We start from the raw sequence: 16,327 nt of genomic DNA, 5'->3' as shown, positions 1-16,327 counted from the left end.
TGACCTTGTACACAAACTTCCCAAAATGAAAGGGCTGATGCGTTTTGAAATCTTTCTTTTGCTGGTTATGCTCCATTCAATGATCCCGAGATTGCCATTGCCGTTATTGTACCAAATGCCTACCGTGATGGTTATGCTCAGCCACACAGTGCAGCTAATATCATCAGCCAGCGGGTTTTTCGGGCATATTTTGACCTTAATGAAAAAGGACAGCTAACTATAAAATGATATTGACATCTTTTTATTACACGTGTAGTATTACATGCGTAACCAAATACTACATATGTAGTACTTTGTGTGTAATCTAATCTTACACATGTTTCAAATTGAAGAAAGGAGGAAATTCTCCCCCAGCATTTCGGGGCAGAATAAGGTTATGAAAATGATATTGAAGATGGTTAAATAAGCTGCTAACGGAATAAATTTTTCGTTGCATAAATAATGGAATTGAATCTGAGTGTAATACACAATTTTTAGAATCTGTTGGTTAATAGCCGATCGGTGTTAATTAAAACATAATGATTAAACCCGCTTATTCTATTTTCAGGACATCTAATTTTAATAGAAAGAGGTTAAGATCTTGAGGAAAACAAATGATATTTTCAGCAAAAATAATTTTATATTTGCCCTGCTTTTGCTAGTGGTTGCAATTGTACCCCTCACCGGTTGGTCGATGAGCACCCATAACCTTTCTGACAAGTCCGAAAAGGCAGTCACAAAAACACCAGCGCACCAAACACACCGTGAGTTTGCAGAACTCGAGAACAAATATGATGCCCGGGTCGGAGTCTACGCTATTGATACAGGTACAAATAGGAAAGTCTCCTATCGATCTCAAGAGCGGTTCGCTTTTGCATCTACTTACAAAGCTCTAGCCGCAGGTGCATTGCTGCAGCATTACTCAATTGGTCAACTCGACGAGCTAGTCACATACAATAGCGAGGACATAGTTCCATATTCACCCATCACACAGCTTCACATAGATACCGGGATGACTCTTCGGGAAGTTATTGAGGCTGCTGTTCGACATAGCGACAACACCGCAGGGAACCTTTTATTAGAGAAACTGGGAGGCCCTGAGGGATTTGAAACAGCATTGAGGAAGATTGGAGATAACGTTACCCAAGTTGATCGGTACGAGACGGATTTGAACTCAGCTGTTCCAGGAGATACACGTGACACAAGCACACCAAAAGCGCTTGCTACGAGCCTCAAGGCTTTCGCAGTTAGCGACTTGCTCCCTGCTGAAAAACGTAAGATCCTGACAGATTGGATGCGGGGAAATACCACTGGAAATGCATTGATTCGTGCTGGCGCACCAACAGGTTGGGAAGTCGATGATAAGAGCGGGGCAGGAAGCTATGGAACGCGGAATGACATTGCGATTGTTTGGCCGCCGAATAGAGCTCCCATTGTCATCGCAGTTCTATCTAGCCGCGATACACAGAATGCCACCTATGACAATACGCTTATTGCAGAAGCTGCCAAGGTCGCACTTAACGCTCTGAAGTGAAGAGATAAATAAATTTACTCATCATTAATTCTCGATTGCATCAGTGAACAGGCTTATCATCAGTCATCATATACAATCATTAGAAAGGTTAGTATGTGATGACTGATATTTTTGCTTTACAATAATAGAAATATGACATCATTTAAGCAAGGGCTGTATACTCTCTTTTGCCCCCTTTTACTCTTTAGAGAAGGATTTATCATGATGCACAAATAGCGTTGAAATATATCCAACCAGATGAAATCCTGACATACAATATTTTTTCACCAGTAGAAGAATTCGCAAAAAAATATGTAGAAATGGAAGGCGAGCCGTTGTCCGATTTTAACAAAGGGAATGTGAAGGCACGGATGCGCATGATCGCTCAATATGCAATATGCGGAATGCACGGTTTATTAGTGATTGGCACGGATCACGCTGCAAAAGCGGTTACAGGTTTCTTCACGAAATTCGGTGACGGCGGAGCCGATATCCTCCCTTTAAGCGGTTTGACAAAGCGTCAAGGAAAAGCACTTTTGAAAGAATTAAAAGCTCCAGAAAAGCTGTATTTGAAAAAACCGACGGCAGACCTTTTGGATGGTACGCCTCAGCAAGAAGACGAAACGGAACTAGACATCACTTATGAAGAATTGGATGATTATCTGGAAGGAAAGAGCGTTTCAAAAGGGATAGAGGAGAAAATCGAGAATCGATATCTCGCTACCGAACACAAACGAAGACTCCCAGTGTCGATGTTTGATACTTGGTGGAAATGAATAAAAAGCAAATTGTAGCGGATATTATGAGCACTAATCCAAAATCATCATAATCTCAAAAACAAGGAAACAATCGAAGAACAGGACTCTTTATCTGCTTCTTTCAAAATACGATAAAAAATTTGTACAAATAAATCTTTATTCTTGTAACGAAGTTTGTAATCTTTACTTTAAAGCTACGATTTTAAAAGCAGATATATTGATTTAAATTAGACAATTCGGTTCCTTGAATATGCAGTCTTTAGGGGTAAACCAACATCTATTCATTTGAAGCTGTAAATTTAGTAGAATCAAAAGCAATAAAAAACTCTAGCCATGATTCGGTTAGAGTTTTCTTTATAGCTCCTTCTTTTTTACTCTTTAATATCAAAATATTTATTAATATATATGGCTAAGTATATTTCGATTTTACTATATATAATGTTATATATTGCATTAATAAACAACATATATAATATCATGTATTTATTTATGATATATATACAATACCTGCAATTTTCCAAGAGCCGAAAACCTTTAATACGTTGGCTCCTCGCCCAAACCCAGCCAACGGTAGCCCGTCAGTCCTTTCAACGTAACCGTTCCGTTGACCGGAATCCCGTTGAGATAATTAAAAAGCCGAAGTGGAATTGCAATCAATATAACAATGCCAGTCAATATGATTCTGAGAGCAAGAAGCAATTGCTTACATAGATTAATCATTGCCGTCGCTACCTTGAAAAAAAGGGGTATGCAATATCAAGGAAAAACATTAAATGGATTGTAATTCAAAAAGTCCAGACTAGAACATTCGTTTGGGTATTTCTACATGGTTCCATTCTACGGTAAACCCACTATAATCCTTTATCAATTGCAGAAATTCCTGTCCTTCTTCCCCCTCTAAACACTAAAAAGAAGATGAAGGGAGGTGCTAGTAATAGAACATGGATATTAACAAATTCAGTGCTGACACGGCTGCGGGCCACATTCAGCGAAACTTCAATATGACTCTACACCATTTATATAAAAAGTAAACTTTCGTACCTTACATGGAATGTTTTAACATCTTATAATAATACTCAAACAAAGCTAAGGAGGATGAAACATGGAACAAGATAATCACTTGCTTAACAGCCAGGAGCCTTACGTAAAGATTCCCGGAAGTGAGCGAAAACCGTTACCCTATGCCGTAAAATCAACTCCCATCCATCCTGATGAAGAAATATCTGCAACCTTGCTTATCCGCCGTCCGCCAGTTACCAGTTTCTTAGAAAAGAAAAGCACTTCTCCGTTAACACCGATACAGCATCTTAGCCATGAACAATTTATGGCGACTCATGGTGCTGACCAAGAGGATTTAAACAAAGTTGAAAAATTCGCTGCAAACAATGGACTTACCATTAAAGAAGTGAATGCTGCCGCTGGGACTGTATTGATTGCCGGGCCTGCGTCAGCCTTTAATAAAGCCTTTAAAGTACAGCTTGCCATCTACGAACATCAAAACTTTACTTATCGGGGCCGTACCGGGCCGGTCCATATCCCACAAGATCTCTCCGATATTGTCGAAGCGGTTATTGGATTGGACAACCGTCCGCAGCTGCGGCCGCATTTTCGTATTTTGGAGGAAAAGAGTGAACCACATAGAAATCAAGTAGCTACAAAATCCTTTACTCCTGATCAAATAGCAAGCCTTTATCATTTTCCACAGAATATTGATGTCAGTAACCAATGTATTGCGATTATTGAATTAGGCGGAGGCTATCACCCCGATGAAATGAAACAATATTTTTCATCCCTCGGAGTAGCCCAAGCCGTCTTAACCGACGTGACAGTGAGTGAAGCAGCCAATCAGCCGACGGGAGATCCAAACGGTCCGGATGGTGAAGTGGCATTGGACATTGAGGTAGCAGGAGCGGTTGCCCCCGGCGTGAAAATTGCTGTTTACTTTGCGCCCAACACAGATGCAGGTTTCCTTAATGCCATTACAACGGCGATTCACGATACGGTAAATAAGCCTTCTGTTATTTCGATTAGCTGGGGTGCACCGGAAAATCAATGGACAAGCCAGGCAATGCAAGCGATGGACCGCGCCTTTCAGGATGCCGCTGCTCTCGGTGTCACCATCTGTTGTGCCGCTGGTGACCGCGGTTCATCCGATGGTGTGACCGATGGGACTGTTCATGTAGATTTCCCTGCTTCCAGCCCTCATGTTCTTGGATGCGGAGGAACAAAGCTTTTTGGCTCTGGACAAACTATTACACGAGAGGTTGTGTGGAATGAAGGACCTGACAGCAGTACTGGAGGAGGAGTAAGTGACGTATTTACTCTGCCTTCCTGGCAGACAGCTGCTCATGTCCCTCCTTCGGCAGACCCTCAAACCAATAATGGCCGTGGGGTACCTGACGTTGCCGGAGACGCTGATCCAGCTACTGGTTATCAGGTTCTTGTTGACGGGCAGCAAGCTGTGTTTGGAGGAACAAGTGCAGTGGCTCCACTTTGGGCCGGGTTGATCGCATTAATTAATCAGCAGCTCGGCCATCCGGTAGGGTTTTTGAATCCAACCCTATATAATCTACCGGCCAGCAGTAAAGCGTTTCATGATATTAAAACCGGAAATAATATATCCAGTAATGAACGGGACGCCTATAAGGCAAAAAAAGGATGGGATCCTGTGTCTGGGCTGGGAAGCCCAAACGGAATAAACTTGCTTAATGCACTTATGGGTTTGCAAAGTCCCTAAACAACTATGTTTAAGAAGAAGGCCATGTCCTAGACATGGCCTTTACTTGCAGGTACACAAGTACGTTGAATGGACGCCACCTTTTTTGAAAATTTATATTAAATGAACCCTTGGGCACAGTATACAGTTCTGACTAAGCGGGACATAAAATCTTCGTTATTGCTACATACTATATTTATCAAAATATTTTAATGAATTGAGGTTTTTGAAAGTGGATGAAATGAGAACAACTAATCAAGTGGAAGAAGTAAATAAACACCTTAAAGAAATTCCTAAGGAAGTCGAAGCAAGAAGCATTGAAAATCAGCCTCAAACTGGTAAAAACGAGAAAGCCATCGAGCCTTTTTAAGCAAATAAGACCTGTAGGAAAACCGGAGGTCTGATCTGGTATGGAGAACAATAGAAACAGAGTATGGGAAATTTCCTATACTCTGCTTTTATTTTATGGAATTGTTTGCTTTCCTATAAATCCATTAATGATAAAATCACCACAGAACTTCAAATGTCCGATGCAGTGGTCAATAAAGATTTATTACGGTTCTATACACCAAAAGGATTTAAACCGATTGATCTTAATAATTACCAATCTCTAGGTCCTAGTGGAATTACGAAACAACCTAAGGTTCAAACAACTGGGGCTGAATAGCAGTCACAAGAGAGAAATAAGCCAAATGATATAAAACCAATCGGAAAAGAAATCGTATTTATTATAGAGCCCATCTTGAAAAATGATGGGCTCTTTTCTTGGGTAAGATGTTTAAGGGAGCGAAGGATGGTACGCTGTTAGAATACAGATAATTTATGTTGAAATCTTTCAAAAGAGTGGAATGTTATTTTTTATCTTATTTAGGCGGAGGCGCATGTAAATGAAATGGTCTGAAGCACGTAAGCATATTCCAGAACGTTGTGTCTTAGTAGGAGCATTAAAATCAGTAACAATAGGTAAATAAAGAGTCATTGGAAAAGTGTCGTTTATCGATGACTTTGAAAACGGCAATGGAGTATGGAAAGTATATAAAAAACTCCATTCAGTAAACTGCGTTTTCAATGTATGCTCTGAGAAGGCATCAAATACCTTATCTTAGATAATAAGGGCTTGAGAACGCCCTATTGTGTGTGGTATTCGCCTTCAAGGCTACTAACCGTTGTGAATTTGATGATGGAAAGGCTCGTTATCAAGACAAATACTTCAGTATAGATAACCGAATTTTGTTGGCGGTACCCCGTTAACCAATGTCTAATCCAAGGGTTTAACATTATTAAATAAAGAACAAAAAGAAGAAACACACTGAAATCTCAGTGTGCTTCTTTAAAAATGGAGTCTTTATGATCTAAATATCCTTATCCCTTTCCTTATTTTCGGTATTTTCCCCGTATTTCTTTGTTTTTACGCAGATGATGACCCCAGAATCCGTTATGAGCTTTCTGGCAGCAAACACCGCAAGCGAAGAATTATCCAATTTCGGCGATATTTCTACCACATCAAATCCAATGATCGGCAGTTCAAACAAATCGTACAATAAGTCAAGGAGTTCACGGCTATCTAACCCGCCAAATTGAGGAGTTCCGGTACCCGGGGCATAAGCGGGTCAAGCGAATCGATATCAATAGTAATATAAATATTCTCAAAACGGGCCATTTTTTCCTTAATGGTTTCTAGTGCTTTGTCAACACCATCATGGCGAACTTCTAAGGCTTTAATAATGTTCATCTTATTTTGCTGAATAAATTGAAGTTCTTCCGATTCCACCGAACGGATTCCAACAAAAAAGATACTCTCCGTATCCGGGACATTTTCTAATTCTAACGCACGGCGTTCAGTAGAACCATGGGACAAATGATCTCCTCCCATTTCGTTGCACAAATCAAAGTGGGCATCAATATGAATAATTCCAAAAGGCTTATTCAAGGCTCGGTTAATCCCTCGCATAACCGGTATGGTAGTTGAATGATCTCCTCTTATCATGGTTAACATCTTTCCTGCTTTTATGATAGAAAAGGCTGTTTCTTCAGCTTGTTGAAACATTTTTTCACGGTTTTCACCATTGATATCACCGACTTCTAGAATACGTAGTGAGGAGAGATCTTCCCATCTTTCCGTTGTCGGAGGAATGGTATATGTGATTTCGCGGACGGCCCGGGGACCTTCTTTTGCTCCAGATCGGAAGCTGAGGCCTCCGTCATAGGGAATCCCATAAAAAACAACATCGGCATCATCGAAATTCATATCAGGTCGATTCAGTCCGGCCCAGATTGCAAGAAATAGGTGTTAAAAAGACCACTTTTTATAAGTTAGTTAAGGAGTACGAAAGAGAAGCGAAAAGTATCAGTATATATATAGATGAAACTCGTCAAAATAATCTTTTTTAGCAAAAGCAAAGGCCTTTTCAAATCAAGGAATTCAACAAACTGGCCAGATTGTAATGGCGTTTGGGAAAAAGATGTGGGTTGGATGGAAAGCGTGGCCATCAGTGGTATCAATCGTAGGATGGGGCAAATATTAGGGTAGGAGCTAAAAGGCTCTTTTTATTTTGTCTTTTTTAGTATATTACAACAAAAAAACACTCTTAAGAGTGTTTTAACGAAGCTTTAGCTTTAAAGATATTAAAAAGGTATCCCAAAAATGATATGCCTTATCGTGACTAAAGTGTTCAAGGAAAAAATTAAGCCATTAGCATAAATTCTTCCACGAACTGAAATGCGGTTTGCTGGTGGTACCCCAATATATGTTTATTTGGCTTGCTCTTTTTTGATAATACCGAGTATGTAGCTACTCAAGAGGAAACCTGCAGCTGCAAATGCAGCCATGATTAGGAAAATAGTTTTGTATCCGGATAAACCAGGCATATTGTCTAGAATGCTACCATACACGGTGTAGAGGAATGCTCCAGGCAAATAGCCGATAAATGCGCCTAAAGACATTGCAGAGCCTGTAATTTCACGGGGTACATTTATCTCTTCCATAGGTGCAAAGAATACCGCACGCATACTGAATACACAAGCGCCAATGCTAAGAGTCGAAACTACACCAACATATACATTGATACTTCTGTGTGGCAGAAAAGCAAACACGACCAGTGCCACACCTGTAATCACAAAAACAATGCGCATGAACCTAGTTGGAGAATGTAGTACCTTATCTGTAATAAGGCCACCTATTGGACCGCCAAGCATTTTAAGACCGTATTGGTTGATAATCCCATAAGCTCCAATAAGTACGACAGGAAGTGCATAGACTTCTTTTAGGAAAGGAATGAAATAAGTAAGACCACAGTATACACTGTAAACTGAAAATACGTTGAATGCCACTAGCCAAATGTTCTTATTCCTCAGTGCACGCATCATGCCACCAAGAGCAATTTTGTTCTTGCCAATCTTTTCACCTTTTGCGTTAGTATCGGAGATTACATCTGGCTCTAATAAAATATAAGAAATTAAACCTATGACAAATGGAACAGCAGAGTAGAAAAGGATAGCAGCCTTTAAGCCTGATTCATTGCTTCCAAAAGCGGCAAAAACGCCCAGAGCGCCAAAGGCAGTAATGGTATCTATGAGTCCGCGTCCGCCTTCCAGAATACCGAACATACGCCCCTGTTCATACTCGTTTCCAAGAAGACGTACTGATTTTAGCATTGTTGGCCAGAACAACATATCAGCACACACAGCCAACAAACAGTAGATAACAAGGAACATACTATAACTAGGAAAAGTAGACAATGTCAAGCCTAGCAATCCTGTACCTACTAGAGAAAGTGGAATCATAATTTTTTTTGAAATCCGGTCGGTAAGATAAATAGACGCTAAAAAGCCAAAAGTGGAAATGAGGCCAGCAACGCTCATTGCAACGCCGATTTGTGTGTTGGAAAGTCCCATAAATTCCTGCATGGGCACATAGAAAGCATCTTTCAAGGCACCCAACTTGTAAATAGTGCCTGCCCCCAACATTAAAGTACCAAAGGAAAGCCATTTTACAGAACTTTTCTTTTCCAAATTCGTCTCAACCACAGCCATAGACTCACTCTCCATTTAATAATTTTTGCAGCAATATTACTTGACCACATTATATATGCGTTTGTGTGTTAATTCAAGTCTTTTTGTGTTTTTTTGTGTGTTTATGTGTTAATGTGTGTATATTTTTGTGTTTTTGGGTGAATAAAATTGAGTTATCATGTTATCCTGTGGTATTATAAGATACGAAGTCAACTTCTATTTACCAAAATGAAAGATGGTGCAAGTATGCTGGTAGAACAACGATATCGCGAAATACTCAATTTGATGAAAGAAACCGGCAGTATCAAAACTTCTACACTTAAAGAAAAACTTGATGTGTCTTCTGAAACAATAAGGCGAGATCTTGAAAACATGGAATCTCAAGGACTTTTGCAGCGTACACATGGAGGGGCCATACTTTTGGAGCAGGATTCAAGAGACAGTATAATAAGCAGTAACATATATGAACCTTTCCACCAACGTGGGGAGCAAAACATAAAAAGCAAAATAGAGGTTGCAGAGTTGGCAGCTCAGTATATTAAAGAGGGGCAGTCTGTAGCGCTCGACTCCGGCACTACTTCATACCAATTAGCAAGAGTAATAAAGAGAAAATTCCATTCATTGACTGTTGTTACAAACTCCTTGGCTATAGCTAACGAGCTATCCGATGCCCATGGAATTACATTAGTTCTTACAGGCGGTATATTCAAACCGGATGAAGCTGCTTTTACATCAGATATCGCAACTTTAATTTTCGCAAAGCTAAGAATCAACACATTTTTCCTTACTACTTGTGGCATTTCCGTTGAACATGGTGTCACCTACCAACGTGTGGATGAGATTGAAGTACAAGGGAAAATGATGGAGTGCTCCGATAAAACAATTGTAATAGCTGACAGCAGTAAGTTAGGTGTTAATTCACTTATAAAAATGTGCGATGTAAACAGAATTAGCCAAATTATAACGGATTCTTATGCCACAGAGCTACAGATGGGCCCCTTTGAAGATGCACATATTCCAATTGTACGTCCATGACAAATTAATCTAAAAGAACTGGGATCTATGTGTCATAGCATCCCAGTTCTTTTAGTATCCATTGACGCATTGAAACCTAAATTTGTTTTTGAGCAGGTAAAGTCATGACCACAGTTCAACGGGTGGTTATAAATAATTGTGCAAAATTCTCTTGCATCCCACCGATAATGGCAAATGCGATTGGAAGCCCTAGCATTCCTCCCTGTACAGCTGATTGTGGGTTACCGCCGCTTGCGACCTTTATGCTTGCGGAATAATGTTACCAATACTTTGTTTCAGAACCAAAATTATTTTTTAATCTTTGCTAAATATCGATAAACACTTGGTTCTGACATCCCGATTCTTTTAGCAACTTCAGTAATTCCACCTTTAAGTAGAAAAACACCTTTTTCATTTAACTCAGAAATAATTTTATTCTTTTGTCGAGGACTCAATTCATTTATATCGGTATTATAATTTTCTAATACTTCTTCAATCAGTGAATTCATTAATTCTTCAAGATTTTGCCCAAGAGTTTCATCTTGTTTTGTAGATGGGCTATTAGATAGGTCAATAAATTTAGTTAATTCATTTAAGTGAATTAACTCATCTATCTTATTTCGAATATCCAATAAAGGAGATACTAAAATATTAATACACAATATCCCAATTAAATTACTTTGTGAGTCTTTTATAAAAAAAGTAGAAGATCGACAAACCCTTCCGTCACTGGTTATCGATTTATAATTTGTAACGTGGTCCTCCGTTAAGTACCTTTTACTTTTTAGTATTTTTAAAGCCATATCTGTTAGGGGGCCACCTAGGCAGCGTCCACTCAAGTTACCAGATAAAGCAATAATGGAAGAATCCGGTTTATTAATATCATGAAGAATAACTTCACAATTAGGTCCAGTGATTTCATAAATAAATTTCACCATTGGTTTATATTTCTCTAAAGTTTCTTTGTTTGGCATCTTAATAATAGTCCTTTCAAATTAAAATGTGTATTTTAATTTTGTAAATATTGCGTCTTGTCTTTTGTCTCATTTAACAGTATACTATATCCTAAGTGATAATAAATTATTATTATTGATAATTTTTTATTATTATGTAAGCGTTTTTAAATTTATTTGGGGGTGATGTTTATAGAAGTAGCAAAGACGCAGGTTAAAAAATGGTTTACCTTATGTATTTTAATTTTGGGTGGAGGAACAATATATAAATTATCATCCTTAAAAGATGCTTTTTACATTCCAATGCAAAAATATTTTCACCTTTCACATACGCAAATAGGTTTTGCAATATCTGTATATGCTATTGTACAAGCAATTGGTTATGCATCCTCCATTTACATCGCTGGTAGGTTTTCTAAAAGGACGTTAATTCCGATTGGATTGGTTGGCGTGGGTGTAACTGGGATTTATTTATCTACTTTTCCTGGTTATTATGGAATTTTAGCTTCTTGGGGAGTAATGGCTTTATTTACAGAGACTGCTTTTTGGCCTGTGTTGATAAAATCCGTTAAATTACTTGGAGAGTCCGATCAACAAGGCAGGATGTTTGGATTTCTTGAAGCTGGCCGAGGTATTGTAGATACAATCGTTGCATTTTCTGCCTTAGGTATATTTATATGTTTAGGGTCTAAGTCATTAGGTTTCAGAGCTGCAATTTTATTTTTTGCCTTGATTATAATTATTGTCGGTATTATAAGTTATTTCTTTTTAGAGGACGATATAATTCTTCAAACATTTGATAAGGGTGGAGAAGAAATTAGTAAAAATAAAGTAGCTTTGAAAGGTGCGATTCAAGCAATTAAAAATCCCATTCTGTGGTTTGCCTCATTTACAATATTTTGCGTTTATACGGTTTACGCAGGTTTAACTTACTTTATTCCGTTTCTGAAAGAAGTTTATGGGATGCCGGTAGCATTAGTTGGTGTATACGGAATCATAAATCAATACGGATTAAAAATAATAGGAGGTCCCATCGGTGGATTCTTAGCGGATAAAAAATTTAAATCGGCGACAAAATACCTTAGATTTGCTTTTCTCTTATCCATTATTGCAATGGCAATTTTTATTATGCTTCCACATGGAAAAATGAATATTTATATAGGAGTGATAACAACACTTGGCTTTGGAGCGATTGTATTTACTCAACGGGCTGTGTTTTTTGCCCCATTAGATGAAATTGATATTCCGAAAGAAATAAGCGGTGCTGCCGCTTCAGTAGCTTGTTTAGTTGGTTATGCTCCTCAAATTTTCGCCTTTACCATGTATGGTTATATTCTGGATCACAAACCTGGAATTGCCGGATATAGATATGTATTTTTGATAATGATTGCTTTTGCAGGTATGGGTTTTATTATTAGTAACCATTTGGTTAAAATTGTAAACAAGAAAAACCACAATATCCAAAATTAGGATAATAGTCAAATGAATTCTTAATTTTTTATTACTAGAAAAATATTATAGATAAAAAGGAGTTTTTATTATGAAAGAAGCAGTTTTAACAAGTAATGCACCACAACCTATTGGGCCATATTCCCAAGCGGTACTATCAAAAGGGAATCTCTATATTTCGGGGCAACTCCCTTTAAATCCTAATACTAATAAATTAGCTATAGGCATTGAAGATCAAGCAAGACAATGTTTAGAAAATTTAAAGCATATTTTAATAGAAAAAGATCTTGAAATGAATTCAGTTTTGAAAACAACTATATTTGTAACTGATTTATCTGATTTTCAAACTGTAAATAAAATTTATGCTGAATATTTTTCGGAGCCTTTTCCAGCTAGGAGTACCATTCAGGTAGCAAAATTACCTATGAATGCAATGATTGAAATTGAATTGATTGCTGAGGCAAAAAGTTGATCTATTATTCTTTTTTTGAGAAGGATTGTGTTTAGTTGTTTTGTTGCTAGTTCTTCCCCAATTTAAGAGCTTTTATAAATTAACATAAAGGTGTGTGAAACATGAAAATTGGATTAGAAACAGAAACCTTTCACTTGCAGTTTATTACGGGCCGAATGAATATTTTCGATTTTATCAGAAAAACTGCTGAATTAGGATTAGACGGAGTCATGATCAATATTATTCCATGGCCGGGGTTACCAGGGTGGGGTACTTTAGAATCACTTGATCCCGAGTATTTAGAGAAAGTAAGAAAAGAAATTCAAAAGTATGGATTTTTCGCTGAAATCGATACAAATGGATTCGATCCGGAACATTTAACTACGGTCATTGAAGCAGCCCATCGAATTGGCGCGGATGTAATTCGTACATATGTCTGCATGGGAGAGTATGATCAGGAAAGACTGAGGAGAGCACCTGAAGATATTAAAAAAATCGTACCGTTGTTAAAGAAATATAGAATCAAGCTTGCTGTGGAAAATCATGAGGAGGAAACATCAGATGAAGTGATTCAAATGATTAAGGAGGTCAACAGTTCTTGGGTTGGTGCTCATTGTGATTTCGGGAACGCAATGATGGCATGGGAGGACCCGGTTGAAGCTGTAAGAAAATTAGCACCATATGCTTTTACAACTCATTTTAAAGATCATATTATCGTCCATGATGGCGAAGAATACAGGGTATGTGGCGTACCTGCTGGGACAGGCAATATCGATCTGGAAGAAAGTTTTAAAATATTGGTTGAGAATTCAATGTTAACTAGAATCAACGTTGAAATGTGCTTCCCGTATGCCATCCATTTTAAGAGAGAACTTGGTACAGGTGGAGTCTTTGCAGTAGGCGAAGGAGCATTTAAAGTGCAACAACCTCCTTATGATTTAAATGTAATTAAACCATTAGATTACTATTATCCACCAGAAGAACTTTTAGAACAAATGATTGAGGATCAAGAAAAAGGTGCAGAACAATCTGTTAGGTATGCTCTTGCATTAAGAGATAAATATTGCCGCTAAAGACTAAAAAGGGAGAGGTTCTTTCGGGAATCTCCCTTTTTGGGGTAGTACCAGCGAAGCTGTCACCACCCGCAATAAGAAGACATCAAAGATCTTACTGAAGAACGCTAATGCTACATAACGGACACCGACATACAATGTAGCAATATGCTAAATATTAATACAGATAAGGGAAGGATGTTTTTTTTATGAAAAAATCAAAATTTAAACTGTTATTTAGTAGTATAGTATTGAGTTTAGTTCTTTTATTATCAGTAGCTAATCCTTTCGCACTAGCTATTGCCTCAGATACTAACAGATCTTCAGCAATTACCTACCATGGACAAGTTTTAGACAGTGGCAAATGGGCACCAAATACATATAAAGCTATTCATAATTTAATCCAGGAAAATCGCACGCATAATAGTAGGAGAAAACCATACGCTGTTTTTGACTGGGATAATACCTCTATTTTTCAAGATACAACAGATAACGTTTTAAACTATCAAATTAACAATTTGAAATATAAAATGACACCGGAACAATTCGAATATTCTTTTACGCATGGAGACAATAAGCCTATTCCTCAAGAAAATTTTGTAGAGCCCTACAAGAATGTAAATGGTCAATCTGTCAATATTTATAAACTTTCTATAGATGTTGTTTCCGATTATAAATATTTTTGGGCCCATTATAAAGGATTAAATCCTAATGCTGATGGTACATTATCAGATATTGCAGCTGTTCAAGCGACAGATCAATTTAAAGACTTTAAGGCGAAAATATGGTTTGCTTATTCTGCTCTTATAGACACATTTGGTGAGGATGTTGCATATACATGGCAGCTTAACATGTTTGTGGGTTATACTCCTGATGAATTAATACAATTATGCAACGAAGGCATTGCTTATTACTTAGCAGAAAAAATACAAAACGTGTATTTTGACAGTCCTGCAACGCTGCCTGGTATAGCAGGGGAAGTTAAAAATAGTGTAATAGGCAACTATTTTACACAAGGACTTCGTATTATCCCTGAAATGTCAAACTTAATGAATACTTTACGCAAAAATGGGATTGATGTCTATATCTCTACTGCTGCCATGGATACAGTAGTTAGATCCTTTGCTTCAAATCCATTGTATGGCTACAATGTACCTGAAGCAAATGTGCTTGGCTTGCGTTTAAAAGTAGATAATGCAGGTCGATATAAAGCAGAAATTCCAGATAAGAAGGATTATGCTATTAATGTTAAACACGGAAAAGCATATAATATTAACAAATATTTAGTTCCGAAGTACCGAGCAAATCCTATTTTGATTTGTGGTGATAGCAGTGGTGATTATGAAATGATGACAGAGCTTTCAGGATTTAATAATGTTAAAATGATTAATGATAAAGAACCCGTAAAAATGGTGCTTATTTCGAATCGTATCAAAGGTGAAGGTTTAGGGGAACTTAGTAAAATAGCTGTATCTCAATTGGGTACTCCTAATCCTTCCATTGTTCTTCAAGGAAGGAATGAAAATACCGGTTTGTGGATACCTGATGAACGAACTTTAAGACTTGGCAAAACCTCTTTACAATTAACAAAATAAGTTTTTTAAGAGTTGAAAAATGTTTATTTTAGCTTGAAAATAGTAACTATCCACTGGGCCACGATAAAAAACAATTCGCAACGATCTTCTGAAGAACGTTGCGACTAATAGATTCTTTCATTACAAAGAGATTCCTATCATGGAATCTCTTTGTTTTTTTAGGCATTGGATTAGGGAGATATGAAAACTGGGTGAACATTGTCAAATGTGCTGACTATAAAATATAGAACTTTATGACAACATCGGGCGTGTATTTTATGCTTCTGTTTCTTTACAACTTTCAAAACTGATGGAAGCAGCATGATTTATACTGCAGTGAGGAAATAGGGATCTAGGTTGCTGATAATCTTCAGCTGTTTCAGGTAGATATCGACACCTGTAGCTAATTTAGGAGTAAGTCCGCATGCCTATCAAGCTAAAACACATCAATACCCAAAAGGCGAGAAAAACAGGCTATCCTATGTGAAAAGAAAGTAGCTCGAATGGCGCAGCTTTTCGGCTATAACGTAATTGTAAATAGCCAAATATGAATAGTTTTGTGGACTGTTAGGTTCTTATTTGTTTTAAAGACAATGATATTAAAAATGATGATTGCAATAATGAGTCCGATTATAACGTTCACTTTTTTCTAAAACCATTTTATAATTTTGGACCCCAAAAGTTAGAATTTCACTCTAACTTTTGGGGTGCAGTACATTCACTCAGTATTAAAATAGAGAAATTGGGCTTTTTTCGTTTCACCATTAAGTGCCCTTTAATGGAATATAAAATGATTATTGTAAATGACTGATTTTATTTGTTTTTTAATTAATGCAGGAGTTACGCCTTTTAATGTC

12 protein-coding genes and 3 pseudogenes are annotated in these 16,327 nt (G+C 37.6%); 10 read left to right on the top strand and 5 right to left on the bottom strand.

Annotated elements, in window-relative coordinates:
• Positions 1 to 598 precede the first annotated feature (598 nt).
• A complete protein-coding gene (bla, locus tag RCG21_RS21735; RefSeq protein WP_372512771.1) occupies positions 599 to 1,513 on the top strand; it encodes a class A beta-lactamase in 915 nt (304 codons plus the stop codon).
• A gap of 203 nt (positions 1,514 to 1,716) precedes the next feature.
• Positions 1,717 to 2,268 (top strand): annotated as a pseudogene (nadE, locus tag RCG21_RS21730) (NAD(+) synthase); the annotation flags it as partial.
• A 516-nt stretch (positions 2,269 to 2,784) separates the two neighbouring features.
• On the opposite strand, the gene RCG21_RS21725 reads toward nadE, so the two are convergent.
• On the bottom strand, positions 2,785 to 2,970 hold the full coding sequence (locus RCG21_RS21725; RefSeq protein ID WP_133339790.1) for a hypothetical protein: 186 nt from the start codon (positions 2,968 to 2,970) through the stop codon (positions 2,785 to 2,787).
• Between the two features lie 382 nt (positions 2,971 to 3,352).
• Here RCG21_RS21725 and RCG21_RS21720 point away from each other — a divergent pair, with 382 nt between their 5' ends.
• The 3 genes from RCG21_RS21720 to RCG21_RS21710 all read left to right on the top strand — a co-directional run bounded on the left by RCG21_RS21720 (position 3,353) and on the right by RCG21_RS21710 (position 5,633).
• Positions 3,353 to 4,987 (top strand): S53 family peptidase, encoded by a 1,635-nt coding sequence (locus RCG21_RS21720; protein ID WP_133339788.1) that lies wholly within the window; start codon positions 3,353 to 3,355, stop codon positions 4,985 to 4,987.
• Positions 4,988 to 5,198: 211 nt separating this feature from the next.
• Positions 5,199 to 5,336 (top strand): hypothetical protein, encoded by a 138-nt coding sequence (locus RCG21_RS21715; RefSeq protein ID WP_165976406.1) that lies wholly within the window; start codon positions 5,199 to 5,201, stop codon positions 5,334 to 5,336.
• A gap of 63 nt (positions 5,337 to 5,399) precedes the next feature.
• Positions 5,400 to 5,633, top strand: a complete 234-nt coding sequence (locus RCG21_RS21710; protein ID WP_133339786.1) for a hypothetical protein — start codon at positions 5,400 to 5,402, stop codon at positions 5,631 to 5,633.
• Positions 5,634 to 6,318: 685 nt separating this feature from the next.
• Here RCG21_RS21710 and speB read toward each other — a convergent pair.
• Positions 6,319 to 7,214 (bottom strand): annotated as a pseudogene (gene speB, locus RCG21_RS21705) (agmatinase).
• A 503-nt stretch (positions 7,215 to 7,717) separates the two neighbouring features.
• Entirely contained in the window at positions 7,718 to 8,998 is a 1,281-nt protein-coding gene (locus RCG21_RS21700; protein ID WP_133339784.1) for an MFS transporter, read from the bottom strand.
• A 225-nt stretch (positions 8,999 to 9,223) separates the two neighbouring features.
• On the opposite strand from RCG21_RS21700, the gene RCG21_RS21695 reads away from it, so the two are divergent.
• On the top strand, positions 9,224 to 10,012 hold the full coding sequence (locus RCG21_RS21695) for a DeoR/GlpR family DNA-binding transcription regulator (RefSeq protein WP_308913765.1): 789 nt from the start codon (positions 9,224 to 9,226) through the stop codon (positions 10,010 to 10,012).
• A gap of 133 nt (positions 10,013 to 10,145) precedes the next feature.
• Here the strand turns inward: RCG21_RS21695 and RCG21_RS33640 are convergent.
• Both RCG21_RS33640 and RCG21_RS21690 read right to left on the bottom strand, forming a co-directional pair.
• A pseudogene (locus RCG21_RS33640) lies at positions 10,146 to 10,250 on the bottom strand (LLM class flavin-dependent oxidoreductase); the annotation flags it as partial.
• A 49-nt stretch (positions 10,251 to 10,299) separates the two neighbouring features.
• Positions 10,300 to 10,965, bottom strand: a complete 666-nt coding sequence (locus RCG21_RS21690; RefSeq protein WP_133339782.1) for a helix-turn-helix transcriptional regulator — start codon at positions 10,963 to 10,965, stop codon at positions 10,300 to 10,302.
• Positions 10,966 to 11,130: 165 nt separating this feature from the next.
• Here RCG21_RS21690 and RCG21_RS21685 point away from each other — a divergent pair, with 165 nt between their 5' ends.
• From RCG21_RS21685 to RCG21_RS21670, 4 genes are all read left to right on the top strand, one after another.
• Positions 11,131 to 12,414, top strand: coding sequence for an MFS transporter (locus RCG21_RS21685; protein ID WP_308913764.1), 1,284 nt, complete (start codon positions 11,131 to 11,133; stop codon positions 12,412 to 12,414).
• A 70-nt stretch (positions 12,415 to 12,484) separates the two neighbouring features.
• A complete protein-coding gene (locus RCG21_RS21680) occupies positions 12,485 to 12,865 on the top strand; it encodes a RidA family protein (RefSeq protein WP_133339778.1) in 381 nt (126 codons plus the stop codon).
• 101 nt (positions 12,866 to 12,966) lie between these two features.
• Complete coding sequence (locus RCG21_RS21675) at positions 12,967 to 13,917, top strand: sugar phosphate isomerase/epimerase family protein (RefSeq protein WP_133339777.1); 951 nt, start codon at positions 12,967 to 12,969, stop codon at positions 13,915 to 13,917.
• A gap of 188 nt (positions 13,918 to 14,105) precedes the next feature.
• Positions 14,106 to 15,491: an HAD family hydrolase gene (locus RCG21_RS21670; protein ID WP_308913763.1), complete on the top strand. Its 1,386-nt coding sequence runs from the start codon at positions 14,106 to 14,108 to the stop codon at positions 15,489 to 15,491.
• The last annotated feature ends 836 nt before the right edge of the window (positions 15,492 to 16,327 follow it).

It is taken from the genome of Bacillus salipaludis (genome assembly GCF_030938565.1).
GTDB lineage: Bacteria > Bacillota > Bacilli > Bacillales > Cytobacillaceae > Neobacillus > Neobacillus salipaludis_A.
Note: the sequence above shows the minus strand (reverse complement) of the source record. Positions and strands in the feature narration are given on the sequence as shown.